At 54.3% G+C, this 16,036-nt stretch carries 16 protein-coding genes; 5 read left to right on the forward strand and 11 right to left on the reverse strand.

Features of this window, described 5'->3' with window-relative positions; all coding sequences use genetic code 11:
• Positions 1–3: 3 nt before the first annotated feature.
• The 4 genes from JFU47_RS04010 to JFU47_RS04025 all read right to left on the reverse strand — a co-directional run bounded on the left by JFU47_RS04010 (position 4) and on the right by JFU47_RS04025 (position 4,626).
• Entirely contained in the window at positions 4–1,002 is a 999-nt protein-coding gene (locus JFU47_RS04010; RefSeq protein ID WP_201181105.1) for a substrate-binding domain-containing protein, read from the reverse strand.
• Between the two features lie 26 nt (positions 1,003–1,028).
• Positions 1,029–1,970: an ABC transporter substrate-binding protein gene (locus tag JFU47_RS04015; RefSeq protein ID WP_201181107.1), complete on the reverse strand. Its 942-nt coding sequence runs from the start codon at positions 1,968–1,970 to the stop codon at positions 1,029–1,031.
• A gap of 63 nt (positions 1,971–2,033) precedes the next feature.
• Positions 2,034–3,026, reverse strand: a complete 993-nt coding sequence (locus tag JFU47_RS04020) for an ABC transporter permease subunit (RefSeq protein WP_201181520.1) — start codon at positions 3,024–3,026, stop codon at positions 2,034–2,036.
• A gap of 55 nt (positions 3,027–3,081) precedes the next feature.
• Positions 3,082–4,626, reverse strand: coding sequence for a sugar ABC transporter ATP-binding protein (locus tag JFU47_RS04025; RefSeq protein ID WP_201181109.1), 1,545 nt, complete (start codon positions 4,624–4,626; stop codon positions 3,082–3,084).
• Positions 4,627–4,707: 81 nt separating this feature from the next.
• Here JFU47_RS04025 and JFU47_RS33475 point away from each other — a divergent pair, with 81 nt between their 5' ends.
• From JFU47_RS33475 to JFU47_RS04045, 5 genes are all read left to right on the forward strand, one after another.
• Entirely contained in the window at positions 4,708–5,181 is a 474-nt protein-coding gene (locus tag JFU47_RS33475; protein ID WP_201181541.1) for a hypothetical protein, read from the forward strand.
• 57 nt (positions 5,182–5,238) lie between these two features.
• Positions 5,239–5,526 carry a hypothetical protein gene (locus JFU47_RS32995; protein ID WP_242485049.1) on the forward strand — a complete coding sequence of 96 codons (288 nt, stop codon included), beginning with the start codon at positions 5,239–5,241 and terminating at the stop codon, positions 5,524–5,526.
• 72 nt (positions 5,527–5,598) lie between these two features.
• A complete protein-coding gene (locus JFU47_RS04035) occupies positions 5,599–7,167 on the forward strand; it encodes a sensor domain-containing diguanylate cyclase (RefSeq protein ID WP_201181111.1) in 1,569 nt (522 codons plus the stop codon).
• A 96-nt stretch (positions 7,168–7,263) separates the two neighbouring features.
• Positions 7,264–7,455 (forward strand): hypothetical protein, encoded by a 192-nt coding sequence (locus JFU47_RS04040; protein ID WP_201181113.1) that lies wholly within the window; start codon positions 7,264–7,266, stop codon positions 7,453–7,455.
• Positions 7,456–7,481: 26 nt separating this feature from the next.
• Entirely contained in the window at positions 7,482–8,384 is a 903-nt protein-coding gene (locus JFU47_RS04045; protein ID WP_201181115.1) for an alpha/beta fold hydrolase, read from the forward strand.
• A gap of 97 nt (positions 8,385–8,481) precedes the next feature.
• Here JFU47_RS04045 and JFU47_RS04050 read toward each other — a convergent pair whose 3' ends face one another.
• The 7 genes from JFU47_RS04050 to JFU47_RS04080 form a co-directional block, all read right to left on the reverse strand.
• A complete protein-coding gene (locus tag JFU47_RS04050) occupies positions 8,482–9,390 on the reverse strand; it encodes a LysR substrate-binding domain-containing protein (RefSeq protein ID WP_201181117.1) in 909 nt (302 codons plus the stop codon).
• A gap of 398 nt (positions 9,391–9,788) precedes the next feature.
• On the reverse strand, positions 9,789–10,460 hold the full coding sequence (locus JFU47_RS04055; RefSeq protein WP_201181119.1) for a DsbA family oxidoreductase: 672 nt from the start codon (positions 10,458–10,460) through the stop codon (positions 9,789–9,791).
• Between the two features lie 106 nt (positions 10,461–10,566).
• On the reverse strand, positions 10,567–11,229 hold the full coding sequence (locus JFU47_RS04060; protein ID WP_201181121.1) for a DsbA family protein: 663 nt from the start codon (positions 11,227–11,229) through the stop codon (positions 10,567–10,569).
• A 287-nt stretch (positions 11,230–11,516) separates the two neighbouring features.
• Complete coding sequence (locus JFU47_RS04065) at positions 11,517–11,996, reverse strand: nuclear transport factor 2 family protein (RefSeq protein WP_201181123.1); 480 nt, start codon at positions 11,994–11,996, stop codon at positions 11,517–11,519.
• 84 nt (positions 11,997–12,080) lie between these two features.
• On the reverse strand, positions 12,081–13,115 hold the full coding sequence (locus JFU47_RS04070) for an alpha/beta fold hydrolase (protein WP_242485051.1): 1,035 nt from the start codon (positions 13,113–13,115) through the stop codon (positions 12,081–12,083).
• A 423-nt stretch (positions 13,116–13,538) separates the two neighbouring features.
• Positions 13,539–14,561: a D-cysteine desulfhydrase family protein gene (locus JFU47_RS04075; RefSeq protein WP_201181124.1), complete on the reverse strand. Its 1,023-nt coding sequence runs from the start codon at positions 14,559–14,561 to the stop codon at positions 13,539–13,541.
• A gap of 161 nt (positions 14,562–14,722) precedes the next feature.
• Positions 14,723–15,952: an MFS transporter gene (locus JFU47_RS04080; RefSeq protein WP_201181126.1), complete on the reverse strand. Its 1,230-nt coding sequence runs from the start codon at positions 15,950–15,952 to the stop codon at positions 14,723–14,725.
• Positions 15,953–16,036: the final 84 nt, after the last annotated feature.

Below are 16,036 nucleotides of genomic sequence, written 5' to 3' on the forward strand. Positions count from 1 at the left end.
TGATCAGAGACAGCCACATGAGTTCCGAATCCGCAGCGTTGGCGCCATGCGCACGGTCTGTTTTTTACGCTCAGGGGATTCAATTCGTTCGAGCAGCAAGGAGACTGCGCGAGCGCCCAACGCCTTGACCGGCTGTGCGATCAACGTCAGGCGAGGGACAAAAAAGTCAGCCCAGTCAAAATCATCGAAACCTACCAGCGCCATTTGCCCAGGCACCGCGATGTTCGCATCGCGCAAGGCATGCATGGCGCCAAGGGTCATGAGGTTGTTGGCCGCCATGATCGCTGTCGGTGGCGATTGCAGTGCCAGCAACTGCCGAGTGACTACCCGTGCTGGTTCACTGTTCGATTCACCATTGACCAGCAACGCCGGATCAAAGGGCAGCCCCGCCGCCATCAACGCGGCTTGATAACCTTCGATCCGCTCGTCGGTGGTGCTGAATCCCGGGCGACCGGCAATCAACGCAATACGTCGGTGCCCATGCTCGATCAGATGCGCCACCAGGGCCTGAGACGACTTTATGTTTTCAACACCGACCTGATCAAAGCCTTTGGCGACGAGGCGGTCGACCAGCACTGTCGGAATATCATTGGCCTGCAGATAGTCCAGGGCCAGAGGGTGTTGCCCCATCGACGGAGCCAGCAAGATGCCGTCGACACGTCGATGGTGCAGGGCTTTGACGACGCGCAGTTCCTGTTCGGGATCGTCGTGGGTATCGACGAACAGCATCATTATGCCGTGCTTGGCGCACTCGGTTTCAATTGCGTGCACCGTCTCGCTGAAATACTGGTTGGAGAGTGCCGAGATCGCCACGCCAATGGTGTTGGTGGTCGAACGCGCCAACGAACGTGCCAGCGTATTCGGGATGTAGCCAAGTTCCTGGACCGCCATTTCGACCGCACGCGCCGTGGCCGGGCTGACCTTGCGCGTGCCATTCAAAACGTGCGAAACCGTCGACGTCGATACCTGCGCAATCTTTGCCACATCATCCATCGTTACCACAGCACTCTCTCCACCCCGTCATCGGCTCAATGTTTGCTGGACCAGCCACTATATGAGCCGACATTATCGCGGGTAATCAGCTTGGGCGTCAGCAAGGTGAGCACTTCGGCAGGCTTCTTGTCGTTGAGAAGGTCATTGCCGATCACCACCGCACTCTGCGCCATGGCCCATGGGTCCTGGCTGGCAGACGCCTGGACCGACGACTCGGTTTTCAGTGCGTTCTCGATGTCCGGTGCGCCGTCCACGGAAGTAATGACAATGCCACTGCGTTTCAGCTGTCTGGCGGCAAGATCGCTACCGATGGCCTGCGGGTCGTTGATGGCGAACAAACCGTCGATTTTCGGGAAGCGCGTCAGATAGCCCTGCATGGCATTCAGCCCACCTTCACGGGAACCTTTGGCGTCCTGATCATCGGACAGAACCTTGATGCCGGGCGCAGCGGCAAACGCTGTTTTACAGCCCGTGACGCGGTCGGTTACCGCGGTCACTTGCGGGCCGTTCTGGATGATCACGTTGCCCTTGCCGGACAGCTTGTCGACGATGAACTGACAGGCCAATTTGCCGGCCTCGACGTTGTCGGTCTGCACGGTAGCGTCCACGCCCTTGGCATTCACGTCCACGGCCACTACCACGATCCCGGCCTTGCGGGCTTTCTTGACAGCAGACTCGATGGCCGCCGGATCGACTGCGTTCAGCAGGATCAGGTCGACGCCAGCGGAAATGAAGTTGTCGATCTGGGTGAATTGCTTGCTCAGGTCGTAATCGGCCGACACCGACATGACCTTGGCATTCGGGTTCAGCTCAAGCGCCCTCGCCTTGGCGCCGTCGGCCAGGGTCACGAAATACGGGTTGCCCAACGAGCCGAGGCTGATGCCCATCGATTTCAATTCACGGGCCTCGACACCCTGAGACAACAACGTGACCAGGCACAGGGAGACGACAGCGGGAAACGTGCGTTTGAAGTTCATGATTTCTCTCTTGTGATTATGGGTGGCTCTTTTTTGAATCGGTGTTCGAGAACAGCGGTTGAATCAGGTTCGTGCGCCGGACTGGCGATAACGATCGAGCGCCACCGCACCAATGATGACGAGGCCCTTGATGATGTATTGCCAGATGTCGGACACCCCCAGCAGCACCAGGCCATTGGTCAACACCGCGATGATCAGCGCGCCGATCAGGGTTCCGCCGATGGTACCGACGCCGCCGGTAAAGCTGGTACCGCCAAGGATCACCGCGGCAATGGCATCGAGTTCGTAGGATTGCCCGAGCTGCAGACCATTGGCCGCGAACAGTCGCGAAGCGCTCATCACGGCGCCCAGACCCGCCAGGGCACCGGACAGTGCATAGACGAACAGCAAGACCTTCCACACCTTGATCCCGGACAGGCGCGCTGCTTCCGGGTTGCCACCCACTGAATAGATCTGCACGCCGATCACCGTTCGCCGCAGGATGAACCAGGAGAGGCCGATGACACACACTGCGATCACCACCAGCCACGGAACGCCGAGGATCGAATCGTTGCCGATGAAGGCAAAGGGCAGTTCGGGATTGAATACGGTTTTGTCGTCGGCCAGCAGACGCGCCAACCCGCGCATGGCGGTCAAGGCGCCGAGGGTCACGATAAACGGCGGCAGGCGCATGAACGCGATCAACCCACCGTTGACCAGGCCCAGCAACAAGCCGAAGCCAACACCGGCAACGATGCCCAGCATGCCGTACTGCGGCGACATCGATGCCTGCAGCGCCACCACTGCCGACGCCGCGAGAATCGCCCCCACGGAAAGGTCGATGCCGGCGGTCAGGATCACGAAGGTCATGCCCGCGGCCAGCACCACATTGACCGAGGCCTGCTGGGTAATGATCGACAGGTTCTGCAGGGTCAGGAAGTTTTCGCTCATCAACGCGAAGCCCACCAGCAACAGCACCAACACCGGCAACATGCCCACCGTGCGCATCAGCTCACGTATCCGTTCGCGCTTGCCGATCGCCACTGCGGTCGCTGGATTATCCAGAGTCAGCCCCATTACGTTCGCCTCCACTTTCTTTGCTTCATGAATATGCCCTTGCGGATGCCCGGAATCAGCCATGTGCGGCCACCTGCTCACCACCGGTGGCCAGATCGATAATGGCTTCCTGGGATATTTCACTGCCGGACGCCCCGCCCACTTCAGCCACTAGCTGGCCTGCGCGCATGATTAGCACGCGATCACAGGTGCCGATGATTTCCGGCAGCTCGCTGGAGATCACTACGATGCCCACGCCAGCCTTGGCCAGGTCGTTGATGATTCGATAGATTTCCGATTTGGAACCGATGTCCACGCCACGGGTGGGCTCATCGAGGATCAGCACATGGGGTTTGACTTCAAGCAGTCGCGCCAGCAGCACCTTCTGCTGATTACCACCGGACAACGCTCCGACACTGACCTTGCCCGAGGCGACCCGGATTGACAGCGACTTGATAGCGGCGCCAGCCCGTTGCGCGCCACGATCACGGTCGAGCACGCCGCCGACATGGGCATCGGGGATGCAGGCACAGACGTTGATGTTGTCGCTCACGCTCATGTCCAGAAACAGGCCCTGAGCCTTGCGGTCTTCGGTGAGGTACACCACACCGGCACGAATTGCATCCGTCGGATTGCGCAGTTTCGTCACCGCCTTGCCTGCCACTTCCAGCGTGCCAGAGCTGCGCGGGTCGGCAGCAAAAATCAGCCGTGCCAGTTCGGTGCGGCCAGCACCTACCAAACCCGCGATGCCCAGCACTTCACCGGCATGCAGATCGAAACTGCAGTTGCGCACGCGCTTGCCGTCCGCCATGTCGCGAACTCGCATCACCACGGCTCCCGGATCGTAGACTGCGTGTTCTTTTTTGTAGAAACCGCCAAGGTCACGCCCCACCATCATCTTGACCAGCACCTCGGCCGACAAGGCTTCGCGCTCCAGCATGCCGACGTACTCGCCATCACGCAGCACCGACACGCGATCCGACAGCTCGTATATCTCGGCCATTCGATGGCTGATGTAGATAATCGCCAACCCTTGGGTGCGCAGTTGTTTGATCAACGCAAACAAGCGATCCGTCTCGCGTGACGACAACGGCGTCGTAGGCTCGTCCATCACCAGAATTTTCGCGTGGGCATGCAGGGCGCGGGCAATTTCCACCAGCTGGCGCTCGGCGATTGAAAGTGTGCTCACCCTGGTGGTGGGTTTGAACTCGGCCCCCAGCCGCGTCAGCACCTCCAAACAGCCGGCCTCCATCGACTTGCGGTCAATGGTCCAGCCTCGCCGCAGTTCGCGACCGAGGTAGATATTTTCGGCCACGCTCAAGTTCGGGCACAGGCTCAATTCTTGATAGATGACAGCGATGCCATGCACTTTGGCGGCGCGTGGGTTGTAGGTAGCGACTCGCTGCCCCTCGATGCGGATTTCGCCCCCGTCATCGGCCTGATAAGCACCGGACAGGATCTTCATCAACGTCGACTTGCCGGCGCCGTTCTCACCCATCAAGGCGTGGACTTCACCTGCATAGACTTTCAGGCCAACACTATTCAGCACGCGCAGCCCATTGAAGGTTTTGGAGATCCCTTGCATTTCCAGAAGAGGAATTGGTGCCGGGTCGAGGCTCATGGATGAGCCCTCGCATCAGCTGTCGAAGTGTTTTTTTGAACGATGAAACGAAAAAGAAGGTGGATTATCTGGCCAGACAAGATGTCCATTTTTATCCCTGAGCTTTTTTATTTTTCTACCTGGGTCACTGCCGATAATGGAGTCTCGGACGACCTGATCGAAAAGGACTCTAGTCAGATAAATTTGTTTACGCAAGCGCTTGCGTATGCAATTTTTGGCATGGTGAAACGTTTCACCAGGCGAAAACATCGGCCAAAAGCTGTCACTTGGAGGTTTGACGACCTTACAAGCAGCACGCCCAATCGCAGGCGTCTTGTACCGATTAACGGCCGGGGAGCCAAAGCAGAAGTGGTATTTATGAGCCTTGCATTGACCATCTTTGGCATGATCGCCGCCTGGATGGCGATAGCCATCTCTATGCTTTGGGGAGTGCTGCGAATTGCACGTCGGCGCCACTATATGCTCAGGAGAGAACCGTCACCGCTATCACTACACAGATGCGACCAATGCCTCGAGCATTGGCGCTTAGCCGATCGCCAAACTGATACCCCCTGAGAGTCCTGCACCAAGAGACAGCCGCGAGATATCACGAGCCTGGGTGCAGCTGCTGGGATGAATCCAACAACTCCAGACGGTCGCTACTTTGTAGTCAAAGTGCAGCTCTGGCGTTGCAGTAACCCATCGCTGGTTGAGGCTGTGCGGCAGGGTCTTGTCGACGAACTCATGGCCGCGCGACGAGAAGTAAAGACAGCGAAAGCCTCTGGTGATCAATTGTCGGCGGCAAGGGCAAAGGTTCAGGTGGGCAAGGTAGCGCTCGAAGAGCGAGGGCCTGTTTGGTGGAGCGATGGCAGCCCTGACGTCAATAGGTATCAGGTCGCCAATACAACTTATGCGAAATAGTACCTTTCCATCAGGCACTAACCACATGCATCCATATGGGCGCGCCCAGATCAGTCGTAAAAGGAAGTGTAAATGCTCGGACGCAAACAGCCAGAGCCCAAGACAGATAGCTCCGTTGAAATTTCTTCTGCGAAAGCTGTGCATGCTGGAGCTACATTCCGACTCACAGTGAGCTTCATGCTTGTGGTAATTGTCGCATTCGTGGCCGTTGAGGGCTGGCGGACGTGGCGCGACTATTGTTCTGCTTTTGCATCTGCCCGCGATTCCGTGACGAATCTGGCTCGTGCGACGGCTCAGCATGCGGAAGATGCCATTCGCCAAGTAGATGTGCTGACCGCTGCGCTTGGTGAACGGGTGGAAGGCGACGGCTTACAGCGCATCAACGTCCCTCGCATCCATAAGCTATTGGTTCAGCAATCCAAAATAATGCCCCAACTGCACGGACTGTTTATTTACGGCGCTGACGGGCAGTGGATCGTGACGGACAAGGAAGTCACTCCAGAGCCAGCGAACAACGCCGACCGCGATTATTTCCAGTATCACCGCACACACAACGATCGAAACGTGCGTATCGGCGAAGTAATCAGAAGCAGATCCACCGACGATCTCATCATTCCCATCTCTCGCCGAATAAACAACCCAGATGGCTCCTTCGCGGGCGTACTGCTGGGGACGATCAAGGTTAGTTACTTCGTGGGCTACTACGGCGACTTCAAAATCGATGACAAGGGCGCTTTGGTTCTGGCCATGCGCAGCGGAACAATCCTAGTGCGGCGTCCCTTCATCGCATCCGTCGTCGGTAAAAGCTTGGCGAAAAGCGAAATTTTTAAGCGCTACCTGCCGACCTCTAACGAAGGCGTCGCTGAAGTTAAAGCTGTCATAGACGACACCGAGCGCCTGTACGGTTATAGAGCATTGACCACCTACCCTCTGGTCGTTGAAGCCGGGCTTTCTCGTGAATCCATTACTGCACCTTGGCGCCGTGATCTATTAAAAACAGGATTCGTGCTGGTCTTTTTGATCGCCGTGCTCGCGGTTTTTGGACTCATCGTTTTGAGTCAGCTCCGTCAACGAATGGTGATGGAAAGAGAGTTACGTCTTGCACACCAAGCCATGCGAAGCATGGCGCTGACTGACAGTCTGACTGGACTGGGCAATCGTCGACGTTTGGATAGTGCGCTACTAGATGAGATTCGCTTAGCGAAGCGCCGAGGCTCATCGCTCTCATTGATCATGCTTGATGTCGATTACTTCAAGCGCTACAACGACAAGTACGGGCACACCGGCGGTGATGACTGCCTGAGCGCAGTCGGGGGAGCAATCCAACAAGCGGTTAAAAGACCTGGGGATCTGGCCGTCAGGTACGGTGGAGAAGAATTCACAGTCCTACTTCCTAACACCGATAGCGCGGGCGCAAAGCAAGTCGCCCAAGATATCTTGGAAGCAATTCGATCACTGAACATCGAGCACTCCGAGCATCCCTTAGGGAAGGTCACGGCCAGTGCCGGTATTACTACAAGTCAGCCGAGCATCGAAGAAGTGACGCCGGCTACCTTGTTAAAGTCGGCTGATGCGCAACTCTATTCAGCGAAACAACGAGGACGAAATCTTTGGTGTTCCGCTGAAGAGTCCGCGCGATGACTCGCAGTGCTTTTTTCCAATGCTACTTGCTTGAAGATCATCCATTCCTGAAAATTCTACTGCTGCTACGCTGACTTCTTCCACGGAGGAATCACGATGCCAAATTCAGACCTGCTCCCATCCCTGCTATTCAAAATCAATCAGAACCAACTCGCGCTTGAGGCTGCCATCATGGAACTGACGTTGTGGGGCGAACAGCGCGGATCAGGCGAGGTTGGAGGCAACGTGCGTGGTGATGCAAGGAATACACTATCTTGCATCGTGATCGCTCACCCCAATCACACCTGAAAATACAAAGCTTTGGAGATAGGCAAATGCTTAAAAGTATCGATGCAGGCGTGCTTCACATAAGCTTTGATGAAGCCGGGCCTACGGATGGCTGGCCGGTCATACTCCTTCATGGTTTTCCATACGACATCCACGCCTATTCAGAAATTATCCCGATGCTCAGCGCCGCGGGCGCGAGAGTCATCACACCGTATTTGAGAGGCTTCGGCCCCACTCGCTTCCTGGACGAACAAACGCCTCGCTCAGGCCAGCAAGCGGCTATTGCGCACGATCTACTCGCATTAATGGATGCTCTCAACGTTGGGTCTGCACATTTGGTTGGCTACGACTGGGGAGGACGAGCTGCCTGTGTCGTCGCGGCCTTGTGGCCTGAGCGTGTGCAAAGCCTGGTCAGCATAGGCTCTTACGCAATTCAGGATATAGCGTCAGCAATGAAGCCCGCGAAACCTGAGGACGAGTTCCCTTACTGGTATCAGTACTACTTTCACAGCGAAAGAGGGCGTAACGCTCTCATCGAAGATAGAGGGGCGTTGTGTCACCTGCTTTGGGAGCAATGGTCACCCAGTTGGCAGTTCACGGAAGAGACTTTCGAACAAAGTGCGGCATCATTCGAAAATCCTGATTTCGTTGATGTGGTTATCCATTCATACCGTCATCGATTTGGTCTCGTTGCAGGCGATCCTGCGTATTCACAAACCGAATTAGCATTAGCCAAGCTTCCCTCGATCGGAGTGCCGACCATTGGAGTAGATGGCGGCGATGACGGGTTGACCCGCGCAGGCACCAGCGCACATACCAGTCATTTTAGTGGTAGCTACCTGTACCGTAAAATTGACGGCGCCGGCCATAACTTACCTCAAGAAATGCCGCGCGAAGTCGTAGATCTCATTCTGCAGCTGAAAGGGAGGACGAGTGGTTCTGGCAGCTAATGGGCAAGACAAAGAAGCTTTGAGCATTGTTGCGCCAATACTCTTCCGCTTGAGCTCGTTGAATGCTTCCAATGGCGCTTGATAGCATTCAGCAATTCTAGTCTTGGCGTACTTGATCTAGCAGCCATTGCTTGAAAGCGGCGACTGCTGGCTCAACCTCTGCCCCTTCTTTCTGCACGATGTAATAGGCAAAGTCGCAGCTTTGAGCCTCACCAAAAGGCCGAATCAGGCGCCCCGCTACAAGGTCTTTACTGACCAAACTGCTTCGGCCCAATGCCACACCAGCTCCGGAAATTGCAGCCTGGATCACGGCAGCAGAGTCATTGATCTGAAGCCCACTCTCAGCATCACTGAAATCATCCCCCGCCCTCTGCAGCCAGGTACGCCAGGTAGGAAATGCGGTCGCATACCTCATCGACACATCGTGGATCAAGGGGAAGTGCTTCAAATCGTCAGCCCCTTTAAGAGGCTGGGCAGCGGTTGGAAGAGTCGGGCTGCATACAGGGAAAAACTCCTCGTCCATCATTTGGGTTGCAGTGAGTCCTGGCCAATGCCCCGTGCCGAAGCGAATCCCCAAATCTACCCTTTCGGCATTGAAATCTACGAGCTTGCCGTTGGTATCGAGGCGCAGTTCAAAGCTTGGGTGAAGAGCTCGAAAATTTTCAACGCGCGATAGTAGCCATTTGTCCGCGAACGCAGGCGGTACTGTCACTGTGACGGTTGCTCCACCCCCCGATTTCAAACGCTCAACAGCTGCTGACAGGTAATCAAAACCAGTTTGAAGATCGGATAATGCCGCAAGCGCCTGATCGGTTAAAACCAACCGCGCAGGGCCACCACGAGAGCGATGGAACAGCACCACTCCATAAGATTCCTCAAGCCCGCGTACAAGTTGTCCGATTGCTGCGGGACTGACGTTGAGTTCCTCGGCAGCACGTACATAGCTCATGTGCCTAGCTGCAGATTCGAAAGCCCGAAGGCCATTCAGATGGTTGGGCGCTCGCATAGGACTCACTGAGACATAGAGGGGAAGAATAAAATCATCGTCTCAGCTTGGTGACTTCAGGGTCAACGGAAATAACCTGTCCCCGTAGTAATTCAGCCGATACATCCAGAAAAAACGCCATCGTTGATCTTTCGAAACTACGATGACTTCGGCGGTGATCAATATTGCACTTTCCTGATTAGAGCAGGCGACCACGAATGAACGCATTGGTTTTTTCAGTGATATGTTTACCCTGAAAGCAGCGCTGGCGAGTTGGTTCTCGCTGGGCAGACGCAAACCATTAGAGGTCGCCAGCGTACTAGCGCCATGGAGTGTGCCGCCGGCTGACTGGCTGTAGACACGAAGGGTGAGCCGCAACCACCGTGCTACAGGGTTTTCACTCGAATAAACATGAACGCTTACGGCGCAAACTTCGCGATTGCAGCTTGCTCCATCGCAATATTTCGCAACGCTCGCTCATAGGTGTCAGGAGATTGACTGCCTGTCAGCAAAAGCTTGTTGTTGAAGATAACCGTCGGTACACCGTTTATGCCTTGTCCTCGATAGAACATTTCAAGCTCACGAACGTGTTCGCCAAATTGATCGCTGTTCACGACCTGGCTGGCCTCTGTTTCCGGCAACCCGACTGCCTTGGCTATCTCGACCAAGGTTTCAGGATCACTGACGTTCCTGCCGTCGGTGAAATACGCCTTGAGTAAGGCGTGTTTGAGTTGTCTTTGCTGGCCTTTGATTTCGGCCCAGTACAGCAAGCGATGAGCATCGAACGTGTTGTAGAAATGCGTGCGCTTTTCTAAATCGAAGTGAAAACCCACCGCCTCTCCCCTGGCTCTTAAACTTGCCTGGTTTCTTGCGATTTCTTCGGTGCTACTGCCGTATTTTTCGATGATGTGCTGTACTGCGTTCTCACCTTCATCAGGCATGTTCTCGTTGAGTTCAAAGGGTCTGAAATTCACCTCGACCTCTACCTCACCTTGGACTCGACGAATCGCTTCTTCGAGTGAGCTCAGGCCGATCGCGCACCATGGGCAGACAACATCGGAAACGAAATCCACTCGGATTGAAATGCTCATGTTGGCTCCTTCGCTAATACGACAAGGCGGCCGTTAGTAAACGCCTGGCTAACGTTGAGATGCCGGGCAAACTTAGCAATCTGCCGACGTGCCATTTTCATAGATTTCAAGCAGACAACGCCGTTCTATAGCCAATGCGGTCGAGTAAAAATTTAAGATTTTTCTGCAGCTCCGATGCCGAGGTATAGCCCGCTGAGATGCTAGAGAGCTGGCCATTGGATTCAAGAATTAGTGCTGGAAATCTGTTGACTCCCCAACTACGAACCTCAAGGAAATCCTCTTGTGTTCGGCGCTTGGCGCTAGTGCTATTCCAGTGCTCAAGGAATTGGTCGGAAGAGATATTCACTCCGGCTGCGGCCATAGCTTTGGCTGTCACCGTTGCCAGGACTTCGCCGTCGGTGGTGTTCAATCCATGGACGTAGAAAGCTTCTTGAACGCGACGGAATACACTCAATAAATCAATCCCAGGGGCCATTTCACGTGCGGTGACAATGGCTCGACATACCGGCTCGGTGTCGTATACGAAATTGTCCAGGGCCATAAAGGCCTGTCGATTGAAATCCAGTCCACTGGCTGCTTCTACCCGAGCCCATTGGCCAAGGCGAAATTGCTTCATTTCTTCAGTCATGATCGAAGTGTCACCGGCATCAACTCCTCCAACGCGAATCTCCAGAGGCAGATCGGCATGTGCCTTTGTCAGCGCAGATAGTTCTTTACCGAAGCCGTAGCACCAGGAACACATTGGGTCGGCGACAAAGATCAGTTTCATTTTGAATTTCCTGAGAGAGGAGATCCGGTGTGCCTCAGAAACGCAGACATCACGGCAGTCGACTCACTATATTGGTGTAGCAATCACTGATAAATACAACTACCGATACTTCAATTGATACCTGACGTAATGAATTGGCCAGCCTTTACCAATGGTTCACCCGCACAGCAAGACGTCAGAAAAGCGAAATAGCTGAGTCTGAACCAGCAGCCGATTCTGCTGAATCATCTCTCTAGTCAAGTTCTTCAAGCGCCTGGCTCAGCCAGATGCAAATGCCTTCTCTAGGCTTAGAATCCAAGCTCCGACAAACCAGGATGGTCGTCGGGGCGTCGTCCGAGCGGCCAATGATATCTGCGTTCCGAGGCCTTGATTGGAAGGTCATTGATGCAGGCATATCGCTCTCGCATTAGTCCGTTGTCATCAAATTCCCAATTCTCGTTTCCGAAGGATCGGAACCAATTGCCTGAGTCGTCATGCCATTCATAAGCGAAACGGACAGCAATGCGATTATCCGAGAATGCCCACATCTCTTTAATCAATCGGTAGTCATGCTCTTTTGCCCACTTACGCTCTAGAAAGACCTTTGCTTCCACACGCGAATACGCGAACTCGGCCCGATTGCGCCAGTACGTGTTAGTCGTGTACGCCAACGAAACCTTTTCTGGATCACGGCTGTTCCAGCCGTCCTCAGCTGCGCGCACTTTTTGAATCGCGGTCTCACGAGAAAATGGCGGCAGTGGCGGACGTGTTTCTGATCGTTGTTCCATTAGACGTTCCTCAAAAAGCTTCGTGCTCATGATCGAAAGCGGCGGGCCGTGGCTCCTACCGCGTTTTCAAAAACGGTTAGGCGTTTATGCCTTGGAAATTTTTCGCTCGAGGAATTCGCGCATCAGGCTCGCGACTTCGGGAGAATGCGTTTCCAGCGCGAAATGACCGGTGTCCAGGAAGTGCACTTCTGCCTTGGGTATATCGCGACTGTAAGCGACTGCTCCTGGTGGAATAAACGCGGGATCGTTCTTGCCCCATACAGCCAACAGCGGCGGTTGATGTGTCCGGAAATACTTTTGGAACTCCGGATACAGTGCGACGTTGGTTCGATAATCCAGAATCAAATCCAGTTGTTTTTCTTCGGCATCGGGACGCGCCATGTAAGCGATGTCCAGGGTGTAGCCGTCAGGAGCAACCAGCGCTGGATCAGCACCGTGCAGGTACTGGAAATTAATGATCGTGTCTGCGCTCAGCGATGCTCTACAGGCCTCGCGCGTTTCCGCTGATGGATTGCGCCAGTAGTCCTGCCAGGCCCCCCATTGATCGCTGAGACCTTCAATATATGCGTTACCGTTTTGGCTGATGATTGCAGTGACTCGTTCAGGATGGGCCATCGCCAGTCGGAAGCCGGTTGGAGCACCGTAATCAAACGCGTAAATCGCGTAATGCTTCAAACCTAACGCTTCAGTGAAGCCTCCGATGACTTTTGCGAGGTTGTCGAAGGTGTAGGCGAATGCGGATCGATCTGGTGATTTGGTGTTACCAAAGCCAGGCAGGTCGGGAGCAATCAAACGGTATTTGTCAGCCAGCAGCGGAATCAAATTGCGGAACATATGGCTGGAAGTTGGAAACCCGTGAAGCAGCAGGATGACCGGTGCATTCGCAGGCCCCGCTTCGCGATAAAAGACCTCAACGTCACCCACCTTTTGAGTTTTGTATTTGACGTCTTTCAGGGTGTTTTCATCGACTGCTCCAGCAGTAGATTTTACCTTTGCAGGTGTGGCCGCCATGCTCAAATGGGGGACTAAAAGCGCTGCTGCGCCGACCGCTACTGCAGCCAACGTTTGGCGCCGCGATACATTGATAGTGATTGCAGGCTCTTGAATCGGCGTAGTCATGACAATTCTCCGGCGGCACTCAGTGCCCTAATAAATTGATTGAATGGGCTCACAGCGGAGTCGAACGAATTCACCAATCGCAGTGAGCTGATCGTTCCGTGTGGCTTTAAAAGTCGATGTCGCGGTATTCGGTGAGTCGCCATCCGGCCGGATCTGTCAGGTGACGCTCAAGGACGTTTTCTCGCCTGAATGAACTATCAACTCAAATGAAAAGTGAGCCAAACCATAAGATCTGTCCTACCCACAAAGAAAATCTATGGTGGCCATTTTGGACGCGGCACAGGCATACCAACTGGCGGTGCTGCCTGCTTTCAATGAGATAGCAGAGATGGATGACTACCGAAATGCTGAAGGTAGTTCTCTGATTTTTCGGCTGGCTTCGCTCACATTTTTACTCACTATTACGCCCTGTACCGATCTGAATTAAAACTCAGAGCGATAGGCGTATAGCCCCGGTGTTCCTCCGGTGTGAACGAACAGAACATTCGAACCTGGCTTGAAAGCTCCTTGGCGAATGTCGTGGAGCATGCCGGCAAATGCTTTTGCTGAATAAACCGGGTCTAGCAGGATACCTTCGGCCTTAGCGAGCAATCCAATTACGTCCATTGCTTCATCTGTTGGAATGCCATAGCCAGCGCCTCTGTGTTCACCACAAATATCAATTGCACATGAGCGGATGCGGTCGCAACCCAATAAATCCAGCGCGCCATTGGCAAGAAGTAAGGTCGTAGTTGTTGTGGCCTCCTCCTCTCCCAGAACGGAATAAGAGCGCACCATGTCAGCCGAACGCCCAAGTGCCGACAACCCTGCTGCCAAACCCGCATGCGTCCCTGAGCTGCCATTTGGGATCAATATTTTTTCAAACTGAATATCTAATTCGATTTCGGCAGCGAGGATCTCCTCTGCGCAACGTGCATACCCCAGCGCACCTATCGCAGAAGATCCACCCATTGGGATGACCGCTACTTTCTTACCTGCTTGAGCCAGTTTACCCGCCCTCTCATAGACGAAATCTGATGCGTTTTGGCCCCGATCCAGGATGTGGAGTTTCGCACCGAAAATTTTGTCGAGCAGGATGTTTCCATTCTGTTCATATTCGATGTCCTCCCGAGGCACTACGCGGCCCAGAACCAGCTCGCAATCAATACCGACACGGGCTGCGGCCGCAGCAGTCAGACGCGCATGATTAGATTGCAGGCCTCCTGTTGCTATGACTGTGTCACAACCATCCGCCAGCGCCGCACCCATCAAAAATTCAAGCTTGCGTACCTTGTTCCCACCACCAGCAAACAGAATATGGTCATCACGTTTGATATAGATCCGTACACCTGCCAGAGCCTTTCCTAGGCGGGTCTCCAGACGCCAGAGATGCTGTATCGGAGTGGGGCCATCCAGTAGAGAAATACGTGGTAGATGATCAATGTCCAACCTGGTGCTTGTTTTCATTCGAATCCTTACTGCACTGAAGCGAGATAGGCGCTTCGACGATATGGTCACTATCGTGAACAGAACGGTCATCATGCAAACCAGAATCTCTGTCCATCAGAGATAGAAAAACTATCTTGTCCGGGTAGAAGATCAAAAACCGGCTCAAGTCAGCATCGGGCTTAGCTCCCAACAGGAATCAGTGCTGGGCTAGATTCGGCAATTTGAGGCTCGGTCGTTGGCCGCAACAGTGGCGTAAGCACAAGCATCACGACGGCCACAGAGGTTAATAGCACGTAAGGCGCAGCAAATGTGCCGGTCAAATCACGCAGCGCACCGAATCCAAAGGGCCCCGCAGCAGCAATCAAATAACCAATGAATAAGGTGAACACAGTCCAGGCGTTCGCTTGTTGAGGCGTTTGAGTTTGGTCAAGCGGCAGTGTCATGCCCAAAGTGAACGCTGATCCCAAACCTATCGCTGTGAAGGCGATGAAAACGAGTGGAGAAATCGATTCGATACACGCCAAGCCTCCCACCCCCACCACTGTTAATGCGGAAGATATGCCAATCAAAAGGCGACGATCTGTGGACTTGCCAGCGATTGCGCCGGTCAGGAAGTTAGCGACTGTAAAAATCAAAGTGAACGCACTCAACAGATAGCCAGGGGAAATCGTCGAGGTGTGCATTTGCAGCATGGAAGGCGCAAGCCAAGCGAGAATTGCGTAACACAAGAACTGGCCGCAACCAAAGTACAGCGCAATCAGCCAGGCTTTTGGGTTCCTCCACGGAAGCTTCGCTCTGTTTTGAGGCTGGCTTCGATCAGTGGATGACTTGTGTGATTTGGACAACCAAAGCCAGCTCACAATCCCGGTGATGCACAGGATCACCCAAACACCTGCTCCCATCCGCCAGGAACCTGTTGCAGTTGTCAGCGCATCTGTACCTGCCGCAGCAGCGGTCGCCCCCAGGCTCAGCCCAGTGGAGTAGATACCCATGAACATCGGCGCATGGTCGCTGTAAAACTCTTTTATCCAGCCACCGATCAATGAACCAGCCACCGCAATTCCTACCCCGATGATGAAGGTCGTGAGCAGCAATCCAGATACTGACTCCATCTGCGAGCGAAGGACAATTCCTATGGCCAACAACACAAGAGAAGCGATAATGGTGCCATTAACGCCGAAACGTTTTGCCAACAAAGGCGAAGCCAAGGCCAAAGCCCCCATACACAGATCCGGTATCGACGTAAGCAACGAAGCTTGCGTGAAGCTGAGATTGAACGCTTGCCGAATATCCAGAAGAATCGGCCCAATCGAAATGATGGCCGGACGCAAGGCCAGCGAAAGCACCAGCAGGCCGATGGCAGCCATGACGCGGGATGGTCGTTTGATCAACTGGCTATTGAGTGTCATGACAGATGCTCCGGTGATTCTGGACGCAACTGATAGCTCGTCCGGATGATCATCAGCCTATCGAGGGCTGCCGGATGCTTTGAG

Source organism: Pseudomonas sp. TH39(2020) (genome assembly GCF_016650715.1).
Taxonomy (GTDB): Bacteria; Pseudomonadota; Gammaproteobacteria; order Pseudomonadales; family Pseudomonadaceae; genus Aquipseudomonas; species Aquipseudomonas mandelii_C.